The sequence below is a fragment of the Paraburkholderia sp. BR10937 genome, assembly GCF_040965695.1.
Lineage (GTDB): Bacteria > Pseudomonadota > Gammaproteobacteria > Burkholderiales > Burkholderiaceae > Paraburkholderia.
The window spans coordinates 20,261-44,908 of sequence record NZ_JBFRCL010000058.1 but is presented as its reverse complement, the minus strand read 5'-3'; the positions used below and the strand labels follow the sequence as shown (position 1 = coordinate 44,908).

Annotated in this window: 23 protein-coding genes; 8 read left to right on the top strand and 15 right to left on the bottom strand. The window is 67.5% G+C overall.

Annotation, left to right across the window (positions count from 1 at the left end; translation table 11 throughout):
- Position 1 precedes the first annotated feature (1 nt).
- The 4 genes from AB4Y44_RS33925 (at position 2) to AB4Y44_RS33910 (ending at position 5,030) form a co-directional block, all read left to right on the top strand.
- Entirely contained in the window at positions 2 to 1,249 is a 1,248-nt protein-coding gene (locus AB4Y44_RS33925; protein ID WP_342922478.1) for an efflux RND transporter periplasmic adaptor subunit, read from the top strand.
- A gap of 2 nt (positions 1,250 to 1,251) precedes the next feature.
- Entirely contained in the window at positions 1,252 to 2,757 is a 1,506-nt protein-coding gene (locus AB4Y44_RS33920; protein WP_368701965.1) for an efflux transporter outer membrane subunit, read from the top strand.
- Positions 2,758 to 2,904: 147 nt separating this feature from the next.
- Positions 2,905 to 3,594: a heavy metal response regulator transcription factor gene (locus AB4Y44_RS33915; RefSeq protein ID WP_042265081.1), complete on the top strand. Its 690-nt coding sequence runs from the start codon at positions 2,905 to 2,907 to the stop codon at positions 3,592 to 3,594.
- Entirely contained in the window at positions 3,591 to 5,030 is a 1,440-nt protein-coding gene (locus AB4Y44_RS33910) for a heavy metal sensor histidine kinase (RefSeq protein WP_051481647.1), read from the top strand. Before AB4Y44_RS33915 ends, AB4Y44_RS33910 begins: the two co-directional genes overlap by 4 nt.
- 30 nt (positions 5,031 to 5,060) lie before the next feature.
- Here AB4Y44_RS33910 and AB4Y44_RS33905 read toward each other — a convergent pair whose 3' ends face one another.
- Both AB4Y44_RS33905 and AB4Y44_RS33900 read right to left on the bottom strand, forming a co-directional pair.
- Positions 5,061 to 6,152, bottom strand: a complete 1,092-nt coding sequence (locus AB4Y44_RS33905; RefSeq protein ID WP_342922479.1) for an AI-2E family transporter — start codon at positions 6,150 to 6,152, stop codon at positions 5,061 to 5,063.
- Positions 6,153 to 6,250: 98 nt separating this feature from the next.
- Entirely contained in the window at positions 6,251 to 7,408 is a 1,158-nt protein-coding gene (locus tag AB4Y44_RS33900; protein WP_342922480.1) for a metallophosphoesterase, read from the bottom strand.
- Positions 7,409 to 7,854: 446 nt separating this feature from the next.
- On the opposite strand from AB4Y44_RS33900, the gene AB4Y44_RS33895 reads away from it, so the two are divergent.
- A complete protein-coding gene (locus tag AB4Y44_RS33895) occupies positions 7,855 to 8,190 on the top strand; it encodes a hypothetical protein (protein WP_342922481.1) in 336 nt (111 codons plus the stop codon).
- Positions 8,191 to 8,305: 115 nt separating this feature from the next.
- A complete protein-coding gene (locus AB4Y44_RS33890; RefSeq protein WP_368701959.1) occupies positions 8,306 to 8,902 on the top strand; it encodes an alpha-ketoglutarate-dependent dioxygenase AlkB in 597 nt (198 codons plus the stop codon).
- A 134-nt stretch (positions 8,903 to 9,036) separates the two neighbouring features.
- Here the strand turns inward: AB4Y44_RS33890 and mdcH are convergent, their stop codons facing one another.
- The 8 genes from mdcH to AB4Y44_RS33850 are packed head-to-tail and all read right to left on the bottom strand — an operon-like array spanning position 9,037 to position 16,051.
- The gene (gene mdcH / locus AB4Y44_RS33885; protein WP_368701958.1) at positions 9,037 to 9,975 is read right to left on the bottom strand and encodes a malonate decarboxylase subunit epsilon; all 939 of its coding nucleotides are present in this window, start codon (positions 9,973 to 9,975) and stop codon (positions 9,037 to 9,039) included.
- On the bottom strand, positions 9,972 to 10,649 hold the full coding sequence (locus tag AB4Y44_RS33880; protein ID WP_368701964.1) for a malonate decarboxylase holo-ACP synthase: 678 nt from the start codon (positions 10,647 to 10,649) through the stop codon (positions 9,972 to 9,974). The genes mdcH and AB4Y44_RS33880 overlap by 4 nt, the downstream gene beginning before the upstream one ends.
- Entirely contained in the window at positions 10,649 to 11,464 is an 816-nt protein-coding gene (mdcE, locus tag AB4Y44_RS33875) for a biotin-independent malonate decarboxylase subunit gamma (protein ID WP_368701957.1), read from the bottom strand. The genes AB4Y44_RS33880 and mdcE overlap by 1 nt, the downstream gene beginning before the upstream one ends.
- Entirely contained in the window at positions 11,461 to 12,342 is an 882-nt protein-coding gene (locus AB4Y44_RS33870) for a biotin-independent malonate decarboxylase subunit beta (protein ID WP_342922486.1), read from the bottom strand. The genes mdcE and AB4Y44_RS33870 overlap by 4 nt, the downstream gene beginning before the upstream one ends.
- Positions 12,339 to 12,641 carry a malonate decarboxylase subunit delta gene (locus AB4Y44_RS33865; RefSeq protein WP_368701956.1) on the bottom strand — a complete coding sequence of 101 codons (303 nt, stop codon included), beginning with the start codon at positions 12,639 to 12,641 and terminating at the stop codon, positions 12,339 to 12,341. Before AB4Y44_RS33865 ends, AB4Y44_RS33870 begins: the two co-directional genes overlap by 4 nt.
- Complete coding sequence (locus tag AB4Y44_RS33860) at positions 12,629 to 13,585, bottom strand: triphosphoribosyl-dephospho-CoA synthase (protein ID WP_342922487.1); 957 nt, start codon at positions 13,583 to 13,585, stop codon at positions 12,629 to 12,631. Before AB4Y44_RS33860 ends, AB4Y44_RS33865 begins: the two co-directional genes overlap by 13 nt.
- Before the next feature lie 5 nt (positions 13,586 to 13,590).
- Positions 13,591 to 15,264 (bottom strand): malonate decarboxylase subunit alpha, encoded by a 1,674-nt coding sequence (gene mdcA / locus AB4Y44_RS33855; RefSeq protein ID WP_342922488.1) that lies wholly within the window; start codon positions 15,262 to 15,264, stop codon positions 13,591 to 13,593.
- Positions 15,248 to 16,051 carry a GntR family transcriptional regulator gene (locus AB4Y44_RS33850; protein WP_342922489.1) on the bottom strand — a complete coding sequence of 268 codons (804 nt, stop codon included), beginning with the start codon at positions 16,049 to 16,051 and terminating at the stop codon, positions 15,248 to 15,250. Before AB4Y44_RS33850 ends, mdcA begins: the two co-directional genes overlap by 17 nt.
- A 217-nt stretch (positions 16,052 to 16,268) precedes the next feature.
- Here AB4Y44_RS33850 and AB4Y44_RS33845 point away from each other — a divergent pair, with 217 nt between their 5' ends.
- Positions 16,269 to 17,570 carry an MFS transporter gene (locus AB4Y44_RS33845; RefSeq protein WP_342922490.1) on the top strand — a complete coding sequence of 434 codons (1,302 nt, stop codon included), beginning with the start codon at positions 16,269 to 16,271 and terminating at the stop codon, positions 17,568 to 17,570.
- A gap of 20 nt (positions 17,571 to 17,590) precedes the next feature.
- On the opposite strand, the gene AB4Y44_RS33840 is transcribed toward AB4Y44_RS33845, so the two are convergent.
- Positions 17,591 to 18,517, bottom strand: a complete 927-nt coding sequence (locus AB4Y44_RS33840) for a DMT family transporter (protein WP_368701955.1) — start codon at positions 18,515 to 18,517, stop codon at positions 17,591 to 17,593.
- Positions 18,518 to 18,654: 137 nt separating this feature from the next.
- Between AB4Y44_RS33840 and AB4Y44_RS33835 the strand changes: the two genes are divergently transcribed.
- Complete coding sequence (locus AB4Y44_RS33835) at positions 18,655 to 19,524, top strand: LysR family transcriptional regulator (protein ID WP_342922492.1); 870 nt, start codon at positions 18,655 to 18,657, stop codon at positions 19,522 to 19,524.
- On the opposite strand, the gene AB4Y44_RS33830 is transcribed toward AB4Y44_RS33835, so the two are convergent.
- The 4 genes from AB4Y44_RS33830 to efeB form a co-directional block, all read right to left on the bottom strand.
- Positions 19,512 to 20,561: an ABC transporter ATP-binding protein gene (locus tag AB4Y44_RS33830; protein ID WP_368701954.1), complete on the bottom strand. Its 1,050-nt coding sequence runs from the start codon at positions 20,559 to 20,561 to the stop codon at positions 19,512 to 19,514. The genes AB4Y44_RS33835 and AB4Y44_RS33830 overlap by 13 nt on opposite strands.
- A 26-nt stretch (positions 20,562 to 20,587) precedes the next feature.
- The gene (locus AB4Y44_RS33825) at positions 20,588 to 22,213 is read right to left on the bottom strand and encodes an ABC transporter permease (RefSeq protein WP_368701963.1); all 1,626 of its coding nucleotides are present in this window, start codon (positions 22,211 to 22,213) and stop codon (positions 20,588 to 20,590) included.
- Positions 22,214 to 22,286: 73 nt separating this feature from the next.
- A complete protein-coding gene (locus AB4Y44_RS33820; RefSeq protein WP_368701953.1) occupies positions 22,287 to 23,306 on the bottom strand; it encodes an iron ABC transporter substrate-binding protein in 1,020 nt (339 codons plus the stop codon).
- 32 nt (positions 23,307 to 23,338) lie between these two features.
- Positions 23,339 to 24,646, bottom strand: a complete 1,308-nt coding sequence (efeB, locus tag AB4Y44_RS33815; RefSeq protein WP_342922495.1) for an iron uptake transporter deferrochelatase/peroxidase subunit — start codon at positions 24,644 to 24,646, stop codon at positions 23,339 to 23,341.
- Positions 24,647 to 24,648 lie beyond the last annotated feature (2 nt).

The following is a 24,648-nucleotide window of genomic DNA, read 5'->3' as shown; positions in this document are numbered from 1 at the left end:
CATGAACGAACCTCACCACCATTCATCTCTCGACATCACCGTGGGCGGCGAGCAGGGCATGGACCTGCCGGCGCGCGGCCAGGCCGGCAAGCGCGCACGTTTTGCGCTGATCGTGGTCGCGCTGCTGCTGGCCGCGGGCGCCACGCGCACGATCGTGTCGAACCTCATGAACGCCCACCATCTCGCAGATGTCACGAAGCAAAACGCGAAACAGTACGTGAGCGTCGTGCAACCGGTGGCGGCGGGCGCGGACGGCCGCATCGTGCTGCCGGGCACGCTGCGCGGCTTTGTCGAAGCGCCGATCTACTCGCGCGCGAACGGCTACGTGCGGCGCTGGTACGCCGATATCGGCGCGCACGTGCAACAAGGGCAGTTGCTCGCGGAGATCGATACGCCCGAGATCGATCAGGAACTCGCGCAGGCGCAGGCGCAGCGCGATCAGGCCGCCTCGACGCTCGCGCTCGCGAAGACCTCGTTCGATCGTGCGCTGCAATTGCGCCAGCGCGATGCGGTCTCGCAGCAGGAACTCGATGACCGCCAGGGCGCATTCAACACCGACCAGGCGAATCTCGCCGCCGCCGATGCGAACGTGCGCCGCCTCACGGAGATGAAGTCGTTCCAGCGCATCGTCGCGCCGATCACGGGCATCATCACGCAGCGCAACGTCGATATCGGCGACCTCGTGAACGCGGGCAACGGCGGGGCGGGTCATGCGCTCTTTTCGATCGCGCAGTCCGACCCGCTGCGTCTCTACCTCGACGTGCCGCAGACCTACGCGCAGCAGGTGGCGGTCGGCCAGCACGTGAGCGTGACCGAGCAGGAACTGCCGGGCGTGACGTTCGACGGCACCGTCACGCGCACTGCGCAGGCCATCAACGTGGCCACACGCACGCTGGAGGCCGAAATCTCGCTGCCCAACCATGACGGCAAGCTGCTGCCCGGCGCCTACGTGCAAGCTGCCTTGCAGACCGACGCGAAGGGTTTGCTCACGGTGCCGGGCAACACGCTGCTGTTCCGCTCGGAAGGCCCGCGTCTTGCAGTCGTCGAAGCGGATGGCAAGATCAAGCTCAAGGCGGTGGAAATCGCGCAGGACCTCGGGCAGACGCTCGAAATCAGCCGCGGGCTCGCGCCGACCGACCGCGTCGTGCTCAACCCGAGTGACTCGATCGCGGATGGCGACAGCGTCGTCGTGGTCGCGCCGAACAAGACCGAAGCGGCGCACGAGGCCGCCAGGCGGAGCGCGACGTGACGATGCGGCAGAACATGCGGCCACGGCCGCTCGCTTACGTCACGGCGCTAGGCGCGCTCGGTCTCGCGGCTTGCACCGTAGGCCCCGACTATCACGCGCCGCAAACGCAAAGCCCCGCGGCCTGGCGCGTCGATTCCGCCGATTCATACTGGCACGCGGCACAGCCTTCGCATGCGCCGCTCGATCCGCTGTGGTGGAAGGCATTCGACAACGCCGAGCTCGACAGTCTGGAAACCGCGGCGCTCGCCGAGAATCAGACGCTGCGCGTGGCCGCCGCGCACTACGCTCAGGCACGCGCGACGCTCGCTTCGGTGTCGTCGCAGCAAAGCCCGCAGGTCGGGCTCGACGCGGGCCTCGCGCGCGAGCGCATTTCCGCGAACCGGCCGCTCACTAACTACGCGACCCCCAACACGTCGACTGTGCAGAACCAGCTTATCGTCGGCGCGACCGTGAGCTACGAACTGGACCTGTTCGGGCGCATCCGGCGCATGGTGGAGTCGGCGCAGGCGTCGACGCAGCAGGCCGGCGACGATCTCGCCAACGCGCGCCTCGTGCTCACCGCCGAACTCGCCACCGATTATTTCGCCATGCGCGAACTCGACAACGAGATCGACGTGGTGAACCGCTCGGCGCAACTGCAGCAAAAGGCGCTCGATTTCGTGACCGCGCAGCACGATCTCGGCGCGGTTTCGGGTCTCGAACTGCTGCAGCAGAAAGCCCAGCTGGCGGCGACGCAAACCCAGGTGCATCTGCTCGAAAACCAGCGCCAGCAGGAGCAGAACGCCATTGCGGTGCTGGTCGGCAAGCCGGCGCCCGAATTCACGCTGGCGCAGAAGGTCACGCCGCTGCCGGTGCCGGCGCTGCCCACCGGGCTGCCGAGCGAACTGCTGCAGCGGCGGCCCGACGTGGCCTCCGCCGAGCGCGCGATGGCCTCGGCCAATGCGCAGATCGGCGTGGCGCGCTCCGCGTACTTTCCGGACATCACGCTTTCGCCCACATTCGGCTGGGAATCGACGCGTTTTGGTGGCCTGTTTTCCGTGCCGAGCCTCATGTGGTCGGTGGGCGCGACGGCCAGCGAGGTGCTGTTCGACGGCGGCAAGCGCGCGGCGGGCGTGGATTTCGCGCAGGCCGGCTACGAGTCGGCGCAGGCGTCTTATCGTCAGACCGTGCTCACCGCGTTCCAGGAGGTGCAAAATGCGGTAACGGGCCTGTCGGTGCTGGAACGCGCCTCGACCGATGGCCAGGCGGCCGTGGACGACGCACGCAAGTCCTTCGACCTCGCCAACGACCGCTATCAGGGCGGCCTGGTCGCGTTCATCGACGTGCTCAACGCAGAGCAGCAGTTGCTCGCCAGCGAGCGCCAGGAAGTGCAGATTCACGGCCAGCAGGTTGCCGCGGTGGTCTTTCTCGCGAAGGCGCTGGGCGGCGGCTGGAGCGCCGACGACCGCGAGATGGCCTGCAGCGCGGGCACGTGCCGCGAAGTGCCGAAGGCCGAGGGCAGAAGCTGAGTAGATGCAAGGGCTGAAAGCGGGGCATACAAGAGGTACAAGAGGGCTTGAGCGGGCCCGGCACCAGGGTATATAAAAGCGCGCAGCGGCGCTCGCGGGCCGCGTCGGCCAGCACTGCCAGGGCAGCGCGCGAAGAGGAGGGCGGGCATGAAAGTATTGGTAATCGAAGACGAGCGCAAGGTCGTGGACTACTTGCGTAGCGGACTCACGGAGCAGGGCTGGGTCGTGGACGTCGCCATGGACGGCGAGGAAGGCGCGTGGATGGCCACGGAATACGACTTCGACGTGATCGTGCTCGACGTCATGCTGCCGAAGCTCGACGGCTTCGGCGTGCTGCGCGCAGTGCGCACGAAGAAGGACACGCCGGTCATCATGCTGACGGCGCGCGACCGCGTGGACGACCGCGTGCACGGCCTGCGCGACGGCGCCGACGACTATCTCACGAAGCCGTTCTCGTTCCTCGAACTCGTCGAGCGGCTGCGCGCGCTCACGCGGCGCGCACGCACGCAAGAATCCACGCTGATTTCGGTGGGCGATCTGCAGGTGGATCTCATCAGCCGCCGCGCGACGCGTGACGGCGTGCGCCTCGATCTCACGGCGAAGGAATTCCAGTTGCTTTCGGTGCTCGCACGTCGGCGCGGCGAGATTCTCTCCAAGACGCTCATCACCGAGCTGGTCTGGGACGTGAATTTCGAAAGCAATGCGAACGTGGTGGAAACGGCGATCAAGCGGCTGCGCGCCAAGCTCGACGGCCCGCACGCGGCGAAACTGCTGCACACCATACGCGGCATGGGCTACGTGCTCGAAGTGCGCGAGGAAGGAGGCCAGACGTCATGAAACGCTCGATCTCGCTGCGGCTTTCGGCGATGTTCGCAGCGGTGTCGCTCATCGTGTTCACGCTAACGGGGGCGGGCCTCTTCTTCCTGATGCAGCGCCAGCTCTTCAACGAACTGCGCGAAACGCTCGACACGCGTGCGCGCATCGCGAGCCTGATCGTTTCGCACGCACCGGACGTGCAGAAGTGGGCCTTCGTGCAGGAAAAGCTGCGCGACCTCTCGCCTGCTGATAGTCGCATGCACTACTACGTCGAAGGCCCGGATCCGCGCTTTCGCTTCGGCACGCCCATCGTCGGCAAGGTCACCGGTGACGTGGGCCCGAATCATCTGCTCGTGCGCCCTCCGGGCTGCAGCTACGACATCATCACGACGACCTTTATCGTGCCCGCGAGCGGTGACCGGCCTCAGGTGAAACTCGTGGTCGGCAGCGACTGCGTGCGCACCGAAGGCATGCTGCGGCGCTTCGGCATCGCGCTCGGCGTGCTGATCGCGCTGTCCACCATCGCGGTCGCGCTGCTGAGCCGCGCGGTGACGCGCTTCGGACTCGCGCCGCTCACGCGCCTCTCGCGCGAGGCCTCGCAGTTGAGTCCGTCGAACCGGCGACAGCGTCTGCACTCGGACGAACTGCCCGAGGAACTGCACGAACTCGCCACGTCGTTCAACGGCGCGCTGGAGCGTCTCGACAAGGCCTACGAGCGTCTGGAATCGTTCAATGCCGACGTGGCGCACGAGCTGCGCACGCCGGTGAGCATCCTGATCGGCCAGACCCAGGTGGCGCTCACGCGCGACCGTTCGGTCGAACAGCTGCAACAGACGCTGCAATCGAATCTTGAGGAATTCGAACGATTGCGCGTGATCGTGAACGACATGCTGTTCCTCTCACGCAGCGATCGCGGCGAACGCGCGACGGACCTCACGGAGGTGTCGTTGCGCTCGGAGATCGAACGCATGCTCGATTTTCTGGAGATGCCGCTCGAAGAGGCGCAACTGCGCGTGGAAGTGCAGGGCGATGCGCGCGCATGGGTGAACACATCGCTGATCGGCCGCGCCGTGAGTAATCTGTTCGTCAACGCGATCCAGCATTCGCAGTCCGGCACGACGCTGCGCGCCACGGTCGCGCCGCAGAACGGTCACGTCGAGATCGCCGTTTCGAATCCCGGCGAGCCGCTCGACCCGGTGACGCGCGAGCACATTTTCGACCGCTTCTACCGCATTCAGGAGGCGCGCTCGAACAGCCACGAAAATCACGGGCTCGGGCTGTCGATCGTCAAGGCCGTGGCGGAAATGCACGGCGGCACGGTGTTCGTGCGCAGTGCCGACGGTGTCAACACGTTCGGGTTTTCGGTGGCCGTGGATGGTGCCGAAGCGCCCGAAGCGCCCGTCGCCGGTATCGCCCGCCAGGGCCGCGCCGGCGTGCCGCTGCACGTTTCGCCCTAGCGCTGCACTCATGCGGCCCGGAAGTTGCGCCTAGACGGGCTCGTCTTCCACGGGCGCGCTTTCGTTTTCGATGTTGTGCTGGTCCTTGCGCAGCAAGTCCCAGCAGCTGATGAAGAGCGCCGCGACGAGCGGCCCTATCACGAAGCCGTTGATGCCGATGAGCGAAATGCCGCCGAGCGTCGAGATCAGCACGACCCAGTCGGGCAGTCGCGTGTCCTTGCCCACGAGCACGGGGCGCAGCACGTTGTCCACGGTGCCGATCACGACGGAGCCGAAGACGATCAGCCCGACGCCCTTCGCCACCGCGCCCGTGGAGAGGAAGTAGATCGCGATGGGCCCCCACACGAGCGCTGCGCCCACGGCGGGCAACAGCGAGAGCAGCATCATCACGAAGCCCCACAGCAGCGCCCCCTGAATGCCGAGCACCCAGAGCGCGATGCCGCCCAGGCCGCCCTGCACGATCGCCACGGCCACGTTGCCCTTCACCGTTGCGCGGATCACCGTCGTGAACTTGCGCATGAGATGCAGCTTGTGCTGTTCGTCGAGCGGAATGGCGTCGCGCACGAGCCGCGAAATTTCGCGGCCGTCGCGCACGAGGAAGAAGAACAGATACAGCATCACGCCGAAGCTCACCAGGAATTGCAGCGTGTTCTGCCCGAACGAGAGGGCACGCGTGGCGACGAACTGGCTGATCTGCGCGGCACCCGCCGAAAGGCGCTGCTGCAGCCCCGGCAGATCCATCAGGTCGTAGCGCGCGAGCAGGTTCTGGATCGACTCGGGCAGTGCATGGACGATCTGCGTGAAGTACGCGCCGAAGTCGAGGCTGCCGCTGCGCACCTGCTGATAGGCCGAGGCGACCTGCTGCACCAGCGTGGCCGTCACCAGTGTGAGCGGAAAGATCACGATGACGAGGCAGATGGTGAGCGTAATGAGCGCCGCGACGTTGCGCCGCCGCCCGAGCCGCGCGACGAGGCGGCGCTGCACGGGCTGGAAGATCAATGCGAGTATGGCGCCCCAGAGCACCGTGCTGAAAAACGGTGCGAGGATGAAGCAGAGCGCGATGGACACCGCGAACAGCAGCAAATAGAACGATGTCTGGTGAAGGTGCTTGTTGCCTTCCATGTGCGATGAATTCCAGTTAAAGCTGCGAGGCGAGCGGCGGCATCGTCCGATGATACCGGCAAGGCCGCGTGGGCCTCCGGCGCAGCGCGCCCAGGGGTTCACTGTGCGCCCACGAGCCGCACGCGCGTGATTTCCGAAGGCGCGCCAAGGCGCTTGGGCGGCCCCCAGTAGCCCGTGCCGCGGCTCGTATAGACCCACAGGCTGCCGAGCCTTTCGAGGCCCGCCGTGAACGGCTGCTGCAGCCGCACGAGAAAATTCCACGGGAAAATCTGGCCGCCGTGCGTGTGGCCGGAGAGTTGCAGCGTGAAGCCAGCATCGACGGCGGCGTGGGCCGTGCGCGGCTGGTGCGCGAGCAGGACGCGCGTGTTCACGTCGGCGGGCGCGCCGCGCAGCGCTTCGGCCGGATCGCTGCGGTGCGCGGGATCGAACTGGCCGCCCGTGTAGTCGGTCACGCCGGCCAGCACGAGCCGCGCGCCGCCATGCTCGATCACCACGTGCTGGTTCATCAGCACCGTGAGGCCGATGCGGCGGAACTCGGCAATCCAGGCGTCCGCGCCCGAGTAGTACTCGTGGTTGCCGGTCACGAGATACACGCCGTGATGCGCATTGAGCTTGCCGAGCGGCGCGGTGTGCGCGGCGAGATGCGCCACGCTGCCGTCCACCACGTCGCCCGTGATGGCGACCACGTCGGCGTCGAGCTGGTTCACGGCACGCACGATGGCATCGACGTAGCCGTGCTTGATCGTCGGCCCGACGTGGATGTCGCTCAGTTGCACGATGGTGAAGCCGTCGAGCGCGGCGGGCAGGCCGCGAATCGGCACCTCGACGTTGCGCACGCGCGCACGCCGCCGCGCGTTGAAGAAGCCGAACCCGGAGGAGAGGTACGCAAGCACGATCACCGCGGCGGCGCTCACGGTGCGCCAGCCGGCGAGATCGATTGCCTTGGGCCACAGTGCCTCCACGGTCATGGCCGAGGCGAGCACGATGTCGCGCGCGATCGTCAGCATCAGCAGCGACGAGAAGAAGCCCATGGCGAGCATGCCGATCCAGGCGAGGCGGTCGCCGAGCGGCTGGCGCTTGAAGCGTCGCGCGAGCATGCCGGGCGGGATGAACAGCACCGAGAGCACGAGCCATAGCACGGCGAGCCATTTGCCGGCGGCGGCCACCGGCAGGTCGGGAATCAGGCGAAAGCCGACATAAGCATGCAGCAGCACGCCGATGGCAATGAAGCGGACCAGAAACGAGAGTCGGGGCATGGCGGCGCAAACGGATGGGAGCGGACCGACGCGGGCTGGCGCGCCCGGCACGGCGCGCTGCAGCAAAGCCCAATCGTCGAGGCCCGCTCGAAAACCCGGTGGACGGGTCAGCACAGGTAGGCTGCGTTGCATTTTACCGGCGCAGCAGACTTCGTGCCGTTCGGTGGCGGCGGTTTCCGGATGCGCATGCTGCGATGCGTCATGAAAGGGCCTGGCGATCCCGCATGAACATACATGCATGCGTGTATGCATGGGCCCGGCTGCTTTACTGTTTGCACGTGTGGCGGTGCGGCATTTCCCTGGATTGCCAGCGCGATCCCAGTCGTCGCACTATGTTCTCGTGGGGCCGGGCACACTCTATTAAACGTCCATTGAATCGGCCCCCGCGATGGACTATGCTCGAAATGAGGCCCGCGTGGTTTCGGGCGCTCTGGGGGAGACGGATCATGAAAGGAATCCGGCCGGTCGCACATGGACTGCATGAGGGTTTGCATGGTCGTCACGTCGGGCACGAGGGCAGCCACGTCATGCTGCCGATGGTCGTTCTCTCGATCATGGCCATCGCGCTGTATATCGCGGTCAAGCACGTCGATATTCTCGAGATTGGCCGCAGCGCGTTATTCGACGTCGTGATGGTGTTCGTCGCGCTCGGTATCGCGGGCATGTTCGGCGTGCTGGGCGCCTGGCTGCGATCCCGCACCACCGACGAGCCGGCCGAAGGCTTCTGCTTCGTCGGCGCGCTCATCGGCGCAGTCGTGTTCTACATCGCGCTGCTCACCTGATTCGTTTGCCTACAGTATCGATTGGTTCGCAATCCTGCGGGAGGCGAGGGCGCGCGGCGGCCGGGTCCGCGCCATGCGAAACTGTGTGTTTTCCCGCTCGATTCAAGCACTCCCGATGTTCGATCTTTTCGACGATACGCCTGCCCCCGACGTGGCATGGCATCCGTCATGGCTCGCGCCAGAGGCCGCTGCCGAGGCGCTCGCGCGCATCATCGCCGAGGCCGACTGGCGCCAGGAACGCATTCGCACGCCCGGCGGCTGGGTGGATCAGCCGCGCCTTACGACCTGGCAGGGCGACGAAGGTGCGGTGTACGTCTATTCAGGCATCCGAAATATCCCGCAGCCGTGGACCCGCCAGGTCGCCGAACTGCGCCACGCCGTCTCGGCGCTTTGCGGCGTGCGCTTCAACAGCGTGCTGCTCAACCGTTATCGCACGGGCACGGACAGCATGGGCTGGCACGCGGACCACGAACCCGAACTCGGCCCCGAGCCGGTGATCGCCTCGCTCAGCCTCGGCGCGACGCGGCGCTTCGACTTGCGCCACAACGCGACAGGCGTGGTGCGCTCGTTCCAGCTGACGAGCGGCAGCCTGCTCGTGATGCAGGGAAAGACCCAGGCGCAATGGCGCCATCGCGTGCCGAAGGAACCCGCCGTGAGCGGCGAGCGTGTGAATCTCACGTTTCGCGTGGTGATGCCGGAGTTGCGGAAATAGACGGCTAGATCGCTGTGGATCGGCGTTAAATCGCCGATGTTTGGTGCGCGGACTACGCTCGCGCGAGCGGCTTTGCGCTAAAATCAAATAAGAATTTATGCGCATAAACGCCAAGTCCGGCGTTGGCGCGGCGGTCAGCCGTCCGCGGCGAGCCGGCGCCGCACGATCGCGACGAGACGCTCCAGCGGCAAACCCGAGCCCGCGAGCGCAGTCACTTCCGGATAATGCTCGCGCGCAATGTCCGTGAGCACCTGGCCGGGCGGCGCTTCGACCAGCACGCTCGCGCCCGACTCGATCATGACCGTGAGCGCGTCGTACCAGCGCACCGTGTAGCGCATGTTGGTGGCGAGATCGGCGCGGATGGCGTCGGCGCTGTAGAGCGGCCGGCCGCCGCGATTGTCGACATAGACGCTGCGTGGCGTACGAAACGGTATGTCGCGTGCCCACTCGGTTAGCATATCGGCGGCGTCGGCCAATAGTTCGCAGTGCGAAGGAACGGCCACTGCGAGCCGTTGCGCCTTGCGCGCGCCGGCGGCGAGCGCGCGGGCGGCAAACGCTTCGAGCGCGCCGCCGGCGCCGGCTACGACGATCTGGCGCGGCGCGTTGACGTTCGCCACGTACACGCGCTCGCCGCCATCGCGTGCATGCGTATCGGCGAGCGTTTCCACCTGCGTCTCGCTTAGCCCCGCGACGGCCGTGAGGCCATAGCCCGAGGGCCACGCGTTCTCCATCAGCTCGGCGCGTTTGCGGACCATCTGCAGCGCGTCGCCAAACGCCAGGGCCTCGCAGCTTACCGCGGCCGCATAAGCGCCCACGGAAAGTCCAGCGCTGAATTGCGGCGCGAGTCCTTCTTGCGCGAGCGCACGCATCACGGCTACGCCTGCGACCGTGAGGCCGATCTGCACGGCGACCGTGGAACGCAAGGCGTCGTCGCTGTCGAGCGTGAGGACGTCGAAGCCGAGTGCCGCCGAGGCCTCGTCGAGCGTCGCCCGCACGGTGTCGTGTTGCGGCAGCTTGTGGAGGAAGCCGGCGTTTTGCGCGCCCTGGCCGGGAAAGAGCAGGGCGAGCGTCATGCTGCTTGCCACGGGTCGGCGACGAGCTGCGCGCCGCTGGACGCGCGCGCCAGCACGCGCGGCTTGTGCGCCGCGAGTTCGGCGAGCGCGACGCCGCCCGCGGGCGTTTCGAGTTGCGCGTCGATGCGTGTGCCGGCGCGGCTCGCGGCTTGAGCGAGCGTCTGCGCAAGCGACTCGATCGCCGAGCGCGAGACGCGCTGCGGCAGACGAATCAGGATGTCGAGATCGCTCGATGCGGTGAGGGTGGGAACGCCCGTGGCAAGTTCGAAGCCGGCGCTGCCCGTAGGGCCCCAAACGTAATGGCGCAACGCCGCCGCGCTTGTGCGCAGGGTAGCGAGCGCGATGAACGCGGGCAATGCGCGGCGTGCGCGAAGCGGCCCGACGCCGAGCAGATCCTCAGGAGCAAATAATGATTCGATATCCTCAGTATTGATCCAGGTGCCGAAACGCTCCGAACGTACGCTGCCGCGCACGCCTACCGCCACGAAACCGGCCGCCGCGCACGTGCGCCGCACGACTACCCAGGGCGCGCGGGCAAGCGCCTCGCGTACCCACTCCGGCTCGTCGCCTGACGGCGTATGGCGCGCGATACGAAGCAGATCGTGCGCGCGCCAGCGTGCGTCGTCCACGCACGGCGTGTCAGCAGCGAACGGCGGGGCGGCGCACACGCGCATCAGCTGGCGTCCCACTGTTGCGCGAGGCGCTTGCGCACCTCGATCGACGCCGCACGCGTACGCTGCGCCGACTCGCCTTGCAGACGATGCGCGAGGCCGCTCGTGTCGCTGCGTGCTTCCCGCACCTTCTGTGCGAGCACGTCGCGCACGCGCGCGATCTGCGCTTCGCTCGGCGCGTCCGCATCGATGCCCTCGATCAACTCGTCGAGCAGACCGAGCTTTGCGAACGAAGCCATCGAATACGACATCGGCACGATCTTTTCGCCCAGTTCGTCGAGGTCCTCGACGCTGCGCCGCGTAATGCGCGCCGCCGCTTCCTTGCCCATGGCGTGGACCATCGTGCCGTGCGCGTCGAGCGCGACGATGCGATTGGCCTGATAGCCGTGTGCGAGAAACGCGCCCGACATGGCGGGCCCGACGATCAGCGCCACCACGGGATGCCCGGCGAGCCGCGCGCTTGCGTAGGCGTCCACGGCCGAGGCGCAGGCGAGGTGAATGCCGAGCATCTCCTCGCGATAGCCGTAGGCCTGGCTCTTCACATCGACGATCGCGATGATGGGGCGGCGCTTGCCGCTCGCGGCGTCTTCGGCAATCGTTTCGCGCACGGCCTTCGCGAGACGCCAGCCTTGTTCGAGGCCCACCACGTTGTCGCGCGCGCGCGGAAAGCGGTTCACGGGATCGGGTGCGACGGTGATGAAGCGCGCGGTTTCGTTGTCGAGCGGCGCATCGGCGTATTGCACGCACGCGCCCTGCGTGTCCGTGCCCGCGAGGGCGCGCAGCCAGCGTGCGCCGCGGCTCGTCGTCGTGTCGTTCATGCGTTTTCTCCGCGCAGGTTCAGGGGCGAAGCGGTGAACACCGCACGCATCGTTTCTGGGGTGACGCTGGCGGGATCGATCTGTGCGAGTTTCGCGAGCGTGGCATCCACATCGGCCGAGCGCGGCGTGCGCGGCGCGCCTTGCGCAAACGCCGCGCGCACGGCGGCGCGCACGTCGTCCACGGCGTCTTCGACGAGCGCATCGGCGAAACCTGTTTGCGCGCGCTGCTCGCCGCCGATCAATCGCCACACCTGGCGGCGATCGCTCGAATCGAGTTCCTCGATGCCGGCTTCCTGTTCGATCACCTCCGGGCCATTCATGCCGAGGCGGCCTTGCTTCGTCATCACGAGCGTCGAACAGAGGGCCGCCGCGAGCGACATGCCGCCAAAGCAACCCACCATGCCCGCGATCACGCCGACCACGGGCACATGCGCGCGCAACGCGACGATGGCCGACTGGATCTCCGCGATCACGGCGAGGCCGAGATTGGCCTCCTGCAAGCGCACGCCACCGGTCTCGAACAGGATGACGGGCCGCACGATCTTGCCGCGCTCGCAGTCGGCGAGCGCCAGTTCGAGTGCGGCGGCGATCTTGCTGCCCGACACTTCGCCGATGCTGCCGCCCTGGAATGCCGATTCGATCGCGGCCACGACGGCGGGCTCGCCGTCGATGGTGCCGCGTGCGATCACTGCGCCGTCGTCGGCCTGGCAGACGATGCCCTGCAACGGCAGCCACGGCGATTCGATACGGTCGAACGGCCCGAGCAGTTCGCGGAATGTGCCCGTGTCCAGCACGGCGGCCGCGCGTTCGCGCGCGCTCAATTCGATGAAGCTCTCGCGCAGCAGCGTGGCCGGCGTCAGTTGATTCGGGCTGCTCATGACTGCGCCTCCTGCGCGGCTTCCACGGCTTCCGCGAGGCGCAGCGCCACCACGCCTGGCGTGGCGCCGAAGTCGTTGATCTCGATGAGCGCCGCGCCGTCGTAACGCGTGAAGAAGCGGTCGAGCACGCTCTTCCAGATGTGGCTATAGCCGTCCACGCTCGTCTGCACGACCACGCGCGCCTGCATGTCGCTCGCGGGCAGCAGCAGCACTTCGAGATCGCCCGAGCCCACCACGCCCACGTGGGCGCGCGTCGTCACGGCGCGTTGCGCCGGATAGTCGAATGTCAGTTGTTCCATGAAACCGTCCTCCCGCCCATGCGGTGCTGAACCAGTCTGTCGATGAAGAGCGTCGCGGCGAGCAGATCGGCCGCGCCACCCGGCGATGCGTTGAGTGCGAGCAGCGCGCGTTCGAGCGCATCGAACGCGGCGCGGCCGGCTTGCGTGGCGAGGCCGCCCGCGTCGCGCACGCCTTGCGCGCCCGCTTGCGCGGCCTCGCGCCCGGCGAGCCCCGCGCGATGCAGCACGCAGGTGTCGTCGAGCGAGGCCATGATCGCGAGCAGGGCGTCCACGCGCGCGTGGGCTTCGTCGTGGCCTTGCGCGCGCGCGGCCTGCAGGGCGGGCAGACCCACGCGTACGACGTGCGGAAAGCCGTCTTGCGCTTCGCTGCGCGCGCCGCCCACGTTGTAGCGCTGACGCACGCGCTCGCCGTTGCTTTGCGCGGGCTGCGCGAGCAGGTCGTCGAAGCGCGCGATCTGCGCAGCCGTTTCGCAGATGCGCGCCGCGTGGGCGCAGTCGCTGTCGCTGCCTTGCGGCGTATGCACGATCGCCGCGCCCGCCACCAGTAGCCCGACGATCCAGATCGCGCCGCGATGCGCGTTGCTGCCTTGTGTCGCGCGCATCATCGCGGCTTCGCCGGCGCGGCCGATGCGCGCGAGATCGGTGCGCAGCGCCGTGCCGGGCGCAGCCCCGCGCGAGGCGCGCGCGAGCGCTTCGAACGTGGGTTCGAGCGCGTGCGCCGAGCGCAGCATCGTCGCGAGATCGAGATCGTCGTGCGCGCCGCTACCGCGCGCGTCCACGAGCGCGGGCTTGGGCGTGAGGCGCGCCTCTTCGATCAGCGCGTCGCGGGCGAAACGGGCGAGCTGCGCGTCGGCGGAGGCCGGCCGCGCGTCGCCCGCGTACGGGACCCGCCGCGCGAGGCCCGCCGAGCCCTCGGCAAGCGCCGTTAAAGAAAGCGTACGCATCGCGCTTACCAGCTGCGGAAACGGGCCGGCGGCGTATAGAGCCCGCCCGACCACGTCACCAGATCGTCGATGCTGCGCGCTGCGAGCAGCGAGCGCTTTGCCTCGCCGCGCAAGATGCCGAGATCTTCGGGGAACTGCACGATGCCGCGGCGGCGCAGTTCGTCGGTTTTCTGCTGCTGCGCGCGCAGGCCGATCGGTGTCACGCCCGCCACGGCCGCGAGTGCGGCGCGGCGCTCGTCGATGCCCTCTGCACGATGCAGGTGGGCGATACCCTCTTCGGTCACGACATGGCTCACATCGTCGCCGTAGATCATCACGGGCGCGACGGGCATGCCGCTCTTCTGGCCCACGGCGATAGCGTCGAGTTCGTCGACGAAGGTCGGCTCACCGCCTTTCTTCCAGGTTTCCGCCAGTTGCACCACGAGCTTGTGGCCGCGCGAAACCGGGCCGTTGTCCTTGAGCAGCTTGAGCCACGCTTCGCTCGCATGGCGCCGCCCGCGCGGATCGTGGCCCATGTTCGGCGCGCCGCCGAAGCCCGCGAGCCGGCCGCGCGTGACGGTGGATGAATTCGCGTCCGCGTCGATCTGCAGCGTCGAGCCGATGAAGAGATCGACGGCATATTGCCCCGCGAGCTGGCACAGCACGCGGTTCGAGCGCAGGCTGCCGTCGCTGCCGGTGAAGAACACATCGGGCCGCGCGGCGATATAGGCTTCCATGCCCACTTCGCTGCCGAAGCAATGGATGCTTTCCACCCAGCCCGATTCGATGGCGGGAATCAGCGTGGGGTGCGGATTGAGCGTCCAGTTGCGGCAGATCTTGCCCTTGAGCCCGAGCGACTCGCCGTAGGTGGGGAGCAGCAATTCGATCGCGGCGGTGTCGAAACCAATCCCGTGATTGAGCGCGGCGATGCCATAGGGCGCGTAAATTCCCTTGATGACCATCATCGCGGTGAGCACCTGCAGGTCGCCGATGTGGCGCGGATCGCGCGTGAAGAGCGGCTCGACCGCGAACGGCCGGTCGGCCTGCACGACCACGTCGACCCACGAGCCGGGAATGTCCACGCGCGGCAGTTCATCGACGATTTCGTTGACCTGAACGATCACAATGCCCTGGCTGAACGCGGCGGCTTCGGCGATGGTCGGGGTGTCTTCGGTGTTCGGGCCGGTGTAGAGGTTGCCGTGGCGGTCGGCTTTTTCGGCGCACAGCAGCGCGACGTGGGGAATCAGGTCGACGAACATGCGCGCGTACAGCTCGACATAGGTATGGATCGCGCCCACTTCGAGCTGGCCGTCTTCGAGCAGTTGCGCCACGCGCAGGCTCTGCGGCCCCGCGAACGCGAAGTCCACGCGGTGCGCGATGCCGCGCTCGAACAGCGTCAGATGCTCGGGGCGGCTGATGCTGGAAATGAGCAGGTGAACGTTGTTGACCTTGGCCGGATCGGCCTTGGCCAGCGAGCGCGAGAGGAAGTCGGCCTGCTTCTGGTTGTCGCCTTCGAGCGCGACGCGGTCGCCCGGTCGGATCAGCAGTTCGAGCGCATCGGTCATGCGCGACGCGGGCAGGACGCCGTCTTCGAGCCAGCCCGAAACGGCGGCGAGGCGGCGGGCCTTTTCGTCGCGGCGCGTGGTCCACGAACGCGGCGCGAGGTCAGGCGAGGTTGGCGTATCAGCTTGAGGCTTCATCGGCGGTTCGGCTCCGTGAGCGGGAAGAGGCGGCGCGCGGCTTCGCGGCGGCAGTTCGTGCCGAAGGCGGCACTGAGGTTGCCACTGAGGTTGCCACTGCAGGCAGCGCGGCGCGCTCGGTCAGGAAACGGTAGATGAGTTCGCCCGTGCCGAGCAGGTGCTCGGCCACGAGCTTTTGCGCGGTGGGCACGTCGCCGCGCTTCACGGCGGCGAGAATTTCGGTGTGCTCGCTATCGGATTCGCCCTTGTATTCGGGGAAGCCGAATTTCAGGCGCAAATAGCGTTCGCCGCGGCGATGCAGCGCGGTGAGCATTTCCATCAGCTGCGGCCGGCCGGCGGGCGCGTAGAGGCTCATGTGAAAGGCCTCGTTGCGCGCGACATAGAGCGACGGATCGCGCTCGCGCTTCGCGGCGGCGGCCAGCGCGGTCACTTCGCGCAGCGTGGCGCTCGTGTGATTCGGAATGGCGAGGCCGAGCGCGAGGCTTTCGAGCGCGGAGCGGATCTCGTAGATTTCGCGCGCCTCGTCCGCGGAGAGCGGGGCCACGCTCGCGCCCTTGTTGACCTCGATCTTCGCCCAGCCTTCGCTCGCGAGCTGGCGCAGCGCCTCGCGCACGGGGATCGCGCTGACCGAAAAATGCCGCGCGATCGCGTCCTGGCGCAGCGGCGCGTTGGGCGCGAGCTTGCCCTCGACGATCGCGCTGCGCAGGGCGTCGGCGATCATGCGCGAGGTGCTGGTGCGGGGCGCTGCCGCGCCTTCCAGGGGAAAACCATTCGTTGCGTCGCTCATGAGATCAAATATTATATATAAAACGACCAAGGCGAAAGCCTCGAAAACCCGCAACACGGAAACACCAGATTCACTATAGACGGGTAAGAAGAACGGGGGCTTACAGGGAGTTCCTGAAGAGGGCCGGCACTGCCGCGGCCTGCATTTCCGCGTTTCGCGGCGTGCGTGCGCATCTTGCTGCGTGGGCTGGCGAGGCATCAATGGAGAGAGGAGCATCATGAATTCGATCACCGAGTCCGCACGGCGAACTCGCACCAAGACACCGCTCAACCGGTCGCAGATCGCCGGTTTCTGGGGCGCCTGGGCAGGCTGGACGCTCGACGGGATGGACTCGTTCATCTACGCACTCGTGCTCACGCCCGCGCTCACGGAGCTGTTGCCGCGTTCGGGCTATGAGGCAAGTGCGGCGAACATCGGGCTTGCCGGCTCGATCCTGTTCGCGCTCTTCCTCGTGGGCTGGGGGCTGTCGTTCATCTGGGGGCCGCTCGCGGACCGCTTCGGCCGCACGCGCGTGCTGGCCGCCACCATCTTCATGTTTGCGATCTTCACGGGACTTTCGGCCACCGCGCAGAGCGTGTGGTCGCTCGGCATCTACCGCTTTCTGGCGGGCGTAGGCATCGGCGGGGAGTGGGCGCTCGCGGGTACCTATGTGGCCGAATCGTGGCCGGAGGATCGCCGCAAGATGGGCGCGGGCTATCTGCAGACCGGCTATTACGCGGGCTTCTTCATTGCGGCCGCGCTCAATTACACGGTCGGCGTGCACTTCGGCTGGCGCGCCATGTTCCTCACGGGTGCGGTCCCGGTGGTGGTGGCCATTCTCGTGCTCACGCGTGTGGAGGAGCCGGCCAAGTGGCAGAAGTCGGAGGCGAGCCATGTGCACCGCGGCCACCCGCTGCGTGAAATCTTCGGCGATGTGTACCGCCTGCGCACCGTGGTGGCGTGCGCGCTGCTGACCATCGCGATCATCGGGTTGTGGGCAGGCGCGGTTTATGAACCGTCCGCCGTGATCCAGCTGGCGACGAAGGCGGGTGCCAACAAGGCCGAGGCGATCCGTACGGCTTCTATCGCCACGGGCATCCTGTCGATCGGCACGATACTGGGTTGCCTCGCGCTGCCGCCCATGGCTGAGCGCATCGGCCGCAGGTGGACGCTTGCTGTCTATTTCGCGGGCATGGCCGTGACGATCGCGGCGAGCTTCGGCTGGGCGTTCTACCTGCAGAACGGACTCGTGCCGTTCATCGCGCTGCTCTTCGTACTGGGGTTCTTCGGCGGCAATTTCGCGCTGTTCAGCCTCTGGCTGCCCGAACAGTTCGAAACGCGTGTGCGCGCCACGGCGTTCGCGTTCTGCACGTCGTTTGGCCGCTTCGTGGGCGCGGGCGTGAACTTCCTGCTGGGCGCGGCCGTGCTGCGTATGCACACGCTCGGCGTGCCGGTGGCGCTCACGGCGCTGGCCTTCGTTCTCGGCCTTCTGATCATTCCGTTTGCGCCGGAAACGAAGGGTCAAACGCTGCCTTCCTGACCCCCTATGCGGCGCGTCGGTTAACGCCGCGCCTTCACGAGCCTCGGCGGCAACAGGCGCCAGCCGAGATTGACTCCGAGGCTCGCCGCCACGATCAGCGCCATGCCCGCAAGCTGGGGCACGCTCAGTGCGCGACCGTAGACGATCGCATCGACGGCGATCGCAGTGAGCGGATACACGAACAGCAGCACGGCGATCACGGGCGTGGTCAACATCGGCAGCGCGCCGTAGATCAGCACGTACGAAAGCCCTGTGTGCAGCACCCCCATGCCCACGAGCCAGCCCCATTGCGTGGCCGAAATATGCGCGAGTTCGAGCGGCGCAAAAAACGGCGCGATCAGCGGCAGGCACACCGAGCCCACCACGCATTGCGTCAGCGTGAGCAGATGCGGGCGAAAGTTGCGCAGGCTCTTGGCGATCAGCGTGACGCTCGCGTAGAGCACCGAGCCGCCCAGCGACTCGCCAATGCCGATCATGTAGCTCGTGCGATCGGCCACGTGGGTTTCCGCGAGCACGCCGGAAGCGAACACGAGCCCCACGAACGCGATGCCGATCCAGCCCAGCCGGTCGGCGCCGAGCCGCTCGTGAAAGATCGCCGCGCCCATCAGCACGACCCAGAACGGCTGCACATGGAACACGACCGTCGAGACGGCGATGCTCGTGCGATGGATCGCGTCGAAGAAGGCGACCCACTGCGTGACCATCAGCACGCCTGAAATCACCGCGAGCGCGAGCGTGCGGCGCGTGAACTGCCGCGGCGAGAGCCAGCCCTTGTACGCGCAGTACCCGGCGAGCGCGAGCATGCCGAAAAAGCAGCGGAAGAACACGAGCGTGAGGGCGCCGAGGCGCGCCTCCTCGACGAACACGCCGATCGTGCCCATCAGGAGGCCGCCGCCCGCGAGCATGAGGACGCCTTGCTGGCGGTTGCCGTGATGTTCGGATTGCATGGCCGGAGCGGGGGAATCGAAAGGGGGTTGAAGACAGGTTAAGTATTCGCCAGTTGCGGGACGCGGGCAAACGAATTAAATTGAAGAATTCCATCAATCCAGCTTATGAATCGGCTGCAGCCCCGACCATCCCGCGTATGAACCCCGAATTCGACATCGATTTGCTGCGTACCTTCGCCGCCGTGGCGGACGCGGGCAGCTTCACGAAGGGCGCCGTGGCCGTGCATCGGTCGCAGGCGGCCGTGAGCATGCAGGTCAAGCGGCTCGAGCAGATGCTCGGCACCACGTTATTTACGCGCGACACGCGCAATCTCGCGCTCACGCGGCCGGGCAACACGCTGCTCGAATATGCGCGGCGCGCGCTCGACCTGCAGGAGGAGGCGTGGGCGGCGCTGGTGCGGCCCGAGGTGACGGGGCGCGTGGTGCTCGGCGCGCCCGACGACTATATGGCGTCGCTGCTGTCACCGGTGTTGCGGCGCTTCTCCACGCTTTATCCGCATGTGGAGATCGAGATCGTCTGTGCGCAGAGCGTCGCGCTCGGGCCGATGCTGGCGGACAACAAGATCGACATCGCCTTCGTCACGCGCGACCGCAAAATGCGCGGCGAGTTCGTGCGCGCCGAGGAGATGGTCTGGGTGGGGTCCGCCACCGATCCCGCGCCGCTTGCCATGTCGCCGCTGCCGGTCGGGCTCTACGAGCACGGCAGCGTGGCGCGCGCGCATACCGTGGCGGCGCTCGACGGCGCACACATCCGCTACCGCGCCGCCTATAGCAGCGCGAGTTTGATGGGGTTGACGGCGACGGTGGAGGCGGGCATTGCTATCGTCGCGCTTACGCGCTGCAGCGTGCCGCCGCGCTTCGCGATCCTTGGCGAGGCGCAGGGCCTGCCGAAGATCGAGCCGCTGGAAATCGTGGTGGCGCGCAGCGGCAAGTCGAACCGGCCGACTTGCGACTACCTCGCGCAGCAGATGGTGCAGGACCTCTCGGTGCCGCGTCAGCGCGGGTAGACGCTCACTTCGCCACCCACCGCGAGCCGCACGCGCTCGCCTTCGCGCGGCGTGCGATAGCCGGGCACGCGCGCGCGGACCGTTGCGTGCGCATCGATCAGCTGCAGCGTGAGCGCGGCGTCCTGACCCTGGAAGGTGATGGCCTGCACGACCGCTTCGAGCGCGCCGTCGCGCTGGGCGGTTTCGGGCAGCACGTCGATCTGCTCGGGTCGCAGCATCACGTCCACGGCGCCTTCTGCCGCGCGCTGGTCTTGCTGGATCGGCAGCGCGCCGAGCACGCAATGCGCGCGCCCGTTGGCCACCGTCCCCGGCAGCAGCACTGCCTCGCCGATGAAGGCCGCGAGTTCGCGCGTGGCCGGGCGGCGATACAGCGTTTGCGGCGGTCCGCTTTGCAACAGCTTGCCGCGCCACAGCACGGCCACTTCATGACCGAGCGAGAGCGCCTCGGCCTGGTCGTGCGTGACGAGCACAGCGGTCGCGCCGGCGGCGGCGAGCGCGCGCGCCACGGCTTCGCGCGTTTCGACGCGCAGCGCGGCGTCGAGCGACGAGAACGGCTCGTCGAGCATCACGAGGCCGGGCGAGGGCGCGAGCGCGCGGGCGAGCGCCACGCGCTGCTGCTGGCCACCCGAGAGTTGCTGCGGCGCGCGCGATGCATAGGATTCCGGAAGACCGACGAGTTCGAGCAATTCGGCCACGCGATGGTGCGCGCGCCGCTGCGCGCGCGGCAGGCCGAACACGATGTTGTCGGCAACCGTGAGGTGCGGAAAGAGCGCACCTTCTTGCGGCACGTAGCCGATATGACGCTGCTCGGTCGGCAGATGCAGCCGCTCGCCGGCGACGCGGCGGCCGTCGATCTCGATCGTGCCGGCGTCGGCGCGTTCGAAACCGCACAGCACGCGCAGCAGCGTGGTCTTGCCGCTGCCCGAAGGCCCGAGCAGCGCGACGAGCGAACCCGAGCGCACGGATAGATCGATGCCATGCAGGACCGGATGGCCATCGAAGGCCTTTTTCAGGCCAGAAATGCGAAGTGTGCTCATGGGGCTAACTTGGGGCTAACTGGGGCTCAGGCGTCGCCGGGTGGCGCGTTGACCGGTTCGACCGGCATATTGACCGTTGCATGGCCAGCGAGCGCGGAACGGCCCGCAAACGCGAACAGCAGGCCCGAAGCGGCGAGCGAAAGCGCGGAGAGCAGCGCGGCATAGGGCGCGGCGGCCGCGAAGGCGAGCGTCGAGGTGTCGGTCCAGACCTGCGTGGCGAGCGTGTGCGTGCCGATCGGCGCGAGCAGCAGCGTGGCGTTCAGTTCGGTGATCACCGAGATGAACACCATCGAGGCCGCCGCGCCGAGGCCGGGACCCGCGAGCGGCAGCACGACGCGGCGCAGCGTGGCGAACCATCCCAGGCCGAGCGCGCGCGCCGTATCTTCGAGGCGCTGCTGCGCCTGCATGAGCGCCGCGCACACGCTCACGAGCGCAAGGGGCAGACAGAGGATCGCGTACGCCGCAATCAGCAGTGTGGTGCCCTGGTAGAGCGGTTCGAGCGCGCGCACCGCGAGCGAGACAATGGCAAGCGCGATGACGAGACTCGGGACGCCCTGCGCGATGAAGGCCGTGCGTTCGAGAAATGCGGCGGCGCGGCCGGGATAGCGCGCAAGCAAATACGCGAGCGGCAGCGCGAGCAGGGTGGTGAAAAACGCGGCCGTGAGGCCGAGGCGCAGCGAGGCGAACGTGGTCGAAACCAGCAACTCCGGCGAGACATCGGCGGGCGTGATCGCCGCCGCGCCGGGTTGCGTGAGCCAGTAGCCGATCATCGCGAGCGGCACGCCGAGCGTCGCCACATTGAGCGCGACGAAACCCGCCGCGACGGGCCAGCGCCAGCGGCCGAGCGCATGGCGCACGCTCGCGCGGCGCGCGCCGCGATCCACGCGCTCGTAGCGCGCGCGCCCGCGCACGCGGAACTCGAGCACGAGGCATACGAGGCAGAGCAGGATCAGCACGCAGGCCAGCAGCGAGGCACCTCCGCCGTCGAAGCTCGTGCGGTATTCCGCGTAGATCTCGGTGGTCACCGTAACAAAAAAAAGCAGCGTAAATGCGCCGAATTCGGAGAGCACGCCAAGCGCGACGAGCAGCATCGAGCCGAACAGCGCGGGTCGCAATTGCGGCAGCACGACGCGCACGAATACGGCCCAGCGGTTGCAGCCGAGCGCGCGCGCCGATTCTTCGAGCGCGGGGTCGAGGCCGCGCAGCGCGGCGGCCACGGGCAGGTAGACGAGTGGGAAGTAGGCCGTCGTGATGACGATGAACGCGCCGAGAAAGTCCTGCAAATCGAGGCTCAGCGAGACCCACGCGTAGCTCGTGACGAACGCGGGCATGGCGAGCGGCGCGGCGGCGAGGAGCGCCCAGGCACGCCGCCCTGGCACGTCTGTGCGCTCGACGATCCACGCCACCGCGGTGCCGAGCACGGCGCAGGCGAGCGTGGCCGAAACCGTAATCGAGAGCGTGTTGACGAGCAACTCGCCGACCAGCGGCCGGAAGATCAGCTCGGCGGCGTCGGCCGAACCAAAGGACAGCGCGCGCCAGAACGTCAGTGCGAGCGGCAGCAGCACCAGCAGCGGGCCGAGCGCGGCGGCGGCGAAGAGCGCGCGCGGCGCACGCCGCCGCACGCGCGGGGGCGGGCCCCCCGCGACATCCACTTGATGAGACTCAGGTACGGACTGCGCCGTTGTAACTGCTTCGCTCACGATCTTGCTTCGTACTCCATGCCGATTACAGCAGGCCAGCCTGACGTAGCAGCTTGCCCGCCTGGCTGTCGTCGCCGAGCTGCTGGATGGTCAGCGCGGGCGGCTTCAGCTGGTCGAACGGCTTGTTGATGGGATCGCTCGCCACGCCGGGCCGCAGCGGGTACTCGTAGCTGATGTGGTCCTGCGCCATCAGCTTCTGTGCGCGCTCGCTCACGAGGTAGGCGAGGAACTTCTGCGCACCGTCTACATTGTGCGCGGACTTCATCACGGCGGCACCCGAAACGTTGACGAGCGCGCCCACGTCGCCATCGGCGAAATGCGCGACGGCGCTTTGCGTTTTCTTGTCGCCCATCTCGGCGTGCAGGCGGTCCCAGTAGTAGTTGTTGATGATGCCGGTGGCGACCGCGCCGCGATTCACGGCAGCGACCACGCCTTCGTCGTCGTCGAAGATCTGCGAGTTGGTTTTCAGACCCTTGAGCCATTCGAGCGTGGCGGCCTCGCCCTTCACGGCGAGCACGGCGTCGACGAGCGGCAGGAAGTCGGCGTCGCTCGGCGCGATGCCGATCTTGCCCTTCCATTCGGGCCTGGCGAGATCGAAAATCGACTTCGGCAATTGCGCGGGCTGCACCTTGGCCGTGTTGTACGCGAGCACGTTCTCGCGCGCGCTCACGCCCACCCATTGTCCTTGCGGCGAGTTGAAGCGCGCGGGCACGGTCGCGAGCGTCGCTTGCTGCACGGGGGCGAGCAGGCCCTTTTCTTCCAGCAACATCAATTCAGGCGAGTTCTCGGTGAAGTAGACGTCGGCGGGCGTCTTCTCGCCTTCGGCGACGAGCTGCGCCGCGAGCGCCGGACCTTCGCCGCTGCGGATCTTCACGTCGATGCCCGTCTGCTGCTCGAAGTCCTTCGCGAGCTGGTTCACGACCTGCTCGTGCTGCGCGTTGTAGAGCGTGATCGAGGCTGCGTGCGCGGCGAGCGGCAGCATGCCGGCAAGCGCGAGCGAGAGGGCGGCGGCGCGCAGCGGTGCGCGCATCATGGAAATTTTCATATTGCTTCGTTATCCGTTGTTATCGATGAATCTCAGGCGTTGAACAGCTCCGCGCCTATGAACGAGCCCGCTTTCGTGCCAGGCGGGCACGCGAAGATTGCGCTGCCCACGTGGGTCGTGAACTGGTTCATCATGTCGAACTTCGCGAGGCGCTCGTTGATCGGAATGAAGCCGGTGCGCGGGTCGCCCTGGTGGGCGATGAAGATGAGCCCCGCGTCATATTCGGTTTCCTGGCGCCACGGCGGCCAGCGCTCGATGTAGAAGTCAGTACTGTCGTTGTACGAGTACGAGCGGCGCAGGATCTGCGCGCCGTTGTTGGACGCGCGGTTCGAGAGACGCACGTGCGAGTTCTCGGGAATCAGCGGATTGCCGTCCTTGTCCTGCGCGTCGAGATCGACGTTGTCGAATTCCTTCTTCTGGCCAATTGGCGCGCCGCTGTACTTGTGGCGGCCGAACACCTGTTCCTGAAAGCCCAGTTCCATCTGGTCCCAGTGCTCCAGCGTGATGCGGATGCGGCGCACCACCGTATAGGTGCCGCCCTGCATCCACGGCGCGTCGGCGGCGGTGGCCCAGACGAACTGGTTCATCGCCTTCGGGTCCGTGGTCGGCGGGTTGTTCGTGCCGTCCTTGAAGCCCATGAGGTTGCGCGGCGTTTGCGAGCGCGGGCCCGAGAGAAATCCCGCCTGGCCCCAGCGCATCGTCAGGATTCCATAGCCCTGGCGCGCGAGCTGGCGTACCGCGTGGAAAGCGACTTGCGCGTCGTTGGCGCACGCCTGCACGAACAGATCGCCGCCGGTCTTCTGCGCGATCAGCTGGTCGCCGTTGAAGCGCGGCAGGTCGACGAGCGCGGCGGGGCGCTTGTGCGCGAGGCCGTAGCGGTCCTTGTCCTGCGACGTGAAGAGGCCGGGGCCGAAGCCGAAGGTGACCGTGAGTCCCGCCGGGCCGAGGCCCAGCACGTCGCCGGAGTCGGGTGCGGGGTGGTCGTCGCCGGTGTAGTCCAGCGCGGCTGCCGGCTGCGCCTGACTCATGCGCGCCGCGGACTCGGTCCACCTGCGCAGCAGGTTGATGACGTCGTCGCGCGAGGTCGTCGTGAGGTCGAAGGCCGCGACATACGTGTGCGCCTGCTGCGGTGTCACGATGCCGCCCTGGTGCTCGCCGTAGAAAGGCTCGACGGCGAGCATCGGGTCGGCGGACATCGCGTGGTGCTTCGCTTCGGCGGCCTGGGCGAGGCCGCTCGTGGGCGCGCCTGCGCCGAGGGTCGCACCGAGCGCGGCGCCGGCTTTCAGGAAGCCGCGACGCGCGGGGCGCGAGGGTTGGTTGGGGGTATCGTCGGAGGACATGA

Excerpts from the sequence above, each read along its gene's own strand:
- efeB (WP_342922495.1), bottom strand. The coding sequence starts at position 24,646 with ATGTCCTCCGACGATACCCCCAACCAACCCTCGCGCCCCGCGCGTCGC.
- AB4Y44_RS33880 (WP_368701964.1), bottom strand. The coding sequence starts at position 10,649 with ATGCGCGTGTGCGCCGCCCCGCCGTTCGCTGCTGACACGCCGTGCGTG.
- AB4Y44_RS33890 (WP_368701959.1), top strand. The coding sequence starts at position 8,306 with ATGTTCGATCTTTTCGACGATACGCCTGCCCCCGACGTGGCATGGCAT.
- AB4Y44_RS33865 (WP_368701956.1), bottom strand. The coding sequence starts at position 12,641 with ATGGAACAACTGACATTCGACTATCCGGCGCAACGCGCCGTGACGACG.
- AB4Y44_RS33900 (WP_342922480.1), bottom strand. The coding sequence starts at position 7,408 with ATGCCCCGACTCTCGTTTCTGGTCCGCTTCATTGCCATCGGCGTGCTG.
- AB4Y44_RS33870 (WP_342922486.1), bottom strand. The coding sequence starts at position 12,342 with ATGAGCAGCCCGAATCAACTGACGCCGGCCACGCTGCTGCGCGAGAGC.
- AB4Y44_RS33920 (WP_368701965.1), top strand. The coding sequence starts at position 1,252 with ATGCGGCAGAACATGCGGCCACGGCCGCTCGCTTACGTCACGGCGCTA.
- AB4Y44_RS33830 (WP_368701954.1), bottom strand. The coding sequence starts at position 20,561 with ATGAGCACACTTCGCATTTCTGGCCTGAAAAAGGCCTTCGATGGCCAT.
- AB4Y44_RS33850 (WP_342922489.1), bottom strand. The coding sequence starts at position 16,051 with ATGAGCGACGCAACGAATGGTTTTCCCCTGGAAGGCGCGGCAGCGCCC.
- AB4Y44_RS33925 (WP_342922478.1), top strand. The coding sequence starts at position 2 with ATGAACGAACCTCACCACCATTCATCTCTCGACATCACCGTGGGCGGC.
- mdcA (WP_342922488.1), bottom strand. The coding sequence starts at position 15,264 with ATGAAGCCTCAAGCTGATACGCCAACCTCGCCTGACCTCGCGCCGCGT.
- AB4Y44_RS33905 (WP_342922479.1), bottom strand. The coding sequence starts at position 6,152 with ATGGAAGGCAACAAGCACCTTCACCAGACATCGTTCTATTTGCTGCTG.
- AB4Y44_RS33835 (WP_342922492.1), top strand. The coding sequence starts at position 18,655 with ATGAACCCCGAATTCGACATCGATTTGCTGCGTACCTTCGCCGCCGTG.
- AB4Y44_RS33820 (WP_368701953.1), bottom strand. The coding sequence starts at position 23,306 with ATGAAAATTTCCATGATGCGCGCACCGCTGCGCGCCGCCGCCCTCTCG.
- AB4Y44_RS33845 (WP_342922490.1), top strand. The coding sequence starts at position 16,269 with ATGAATTCGATCACCGAGTCCGCACGGCGAACTCGCACCAAGACACCG.
- mdcH (WP_368701958.1), bottom strand. The coding sequence starts at position 9,975 with ATGACGCTCGCCCTGCTCTTTCCCGGCCAGGGCGCGCAAAACGCCGGC.
- AB4Y44_RS33915 (WP_042265081.1), top strand. The coding sequence starts at position 2,905 with ATGAAAGTATTGGTAATCGAAGACGAGCGCAAGGTCGTGGACTACTTG.
- AB4Y44_RS33895 (WP_342922481.1), top strand. The coding sequence starts at position 7,855 with ATGAAAGGAATCCGGCCGGTCGCACATGGACTGCATGAGGGTTTGCAT.
- AB4Y44_RS33840 (WP_368701955.1), bottom strand. The coding sequence starts at position 18,517 with ATGCAATCCGAACATCACGGCAACCGCCAGCAAGGCGTCCTCATGCTC.
- AB4Y44_RS33860 (WP_342922487.1), bottom strand. The coding sequence starts at position 13,585 with ATGCGTACGCTTTCTTTAACGGCGCTTGCCGAGGGCTCGGCGGGCCTC.
- mdcE (WP_368701957.1), bottom strand. The coding sequence starts at position 11,464 with ATGAACGACACGACGACGAGCCGCGGCGCACGCTGGCTGCGCGCCCTC.
- AB4Y44_RS33910 (WP_051481647.1), top strand. The coding sequence starts at position 3,591 with ATGAAACGCTCGATCTCGCTGCGGCTTTCGGCGATGTTCGCAGCGGTG.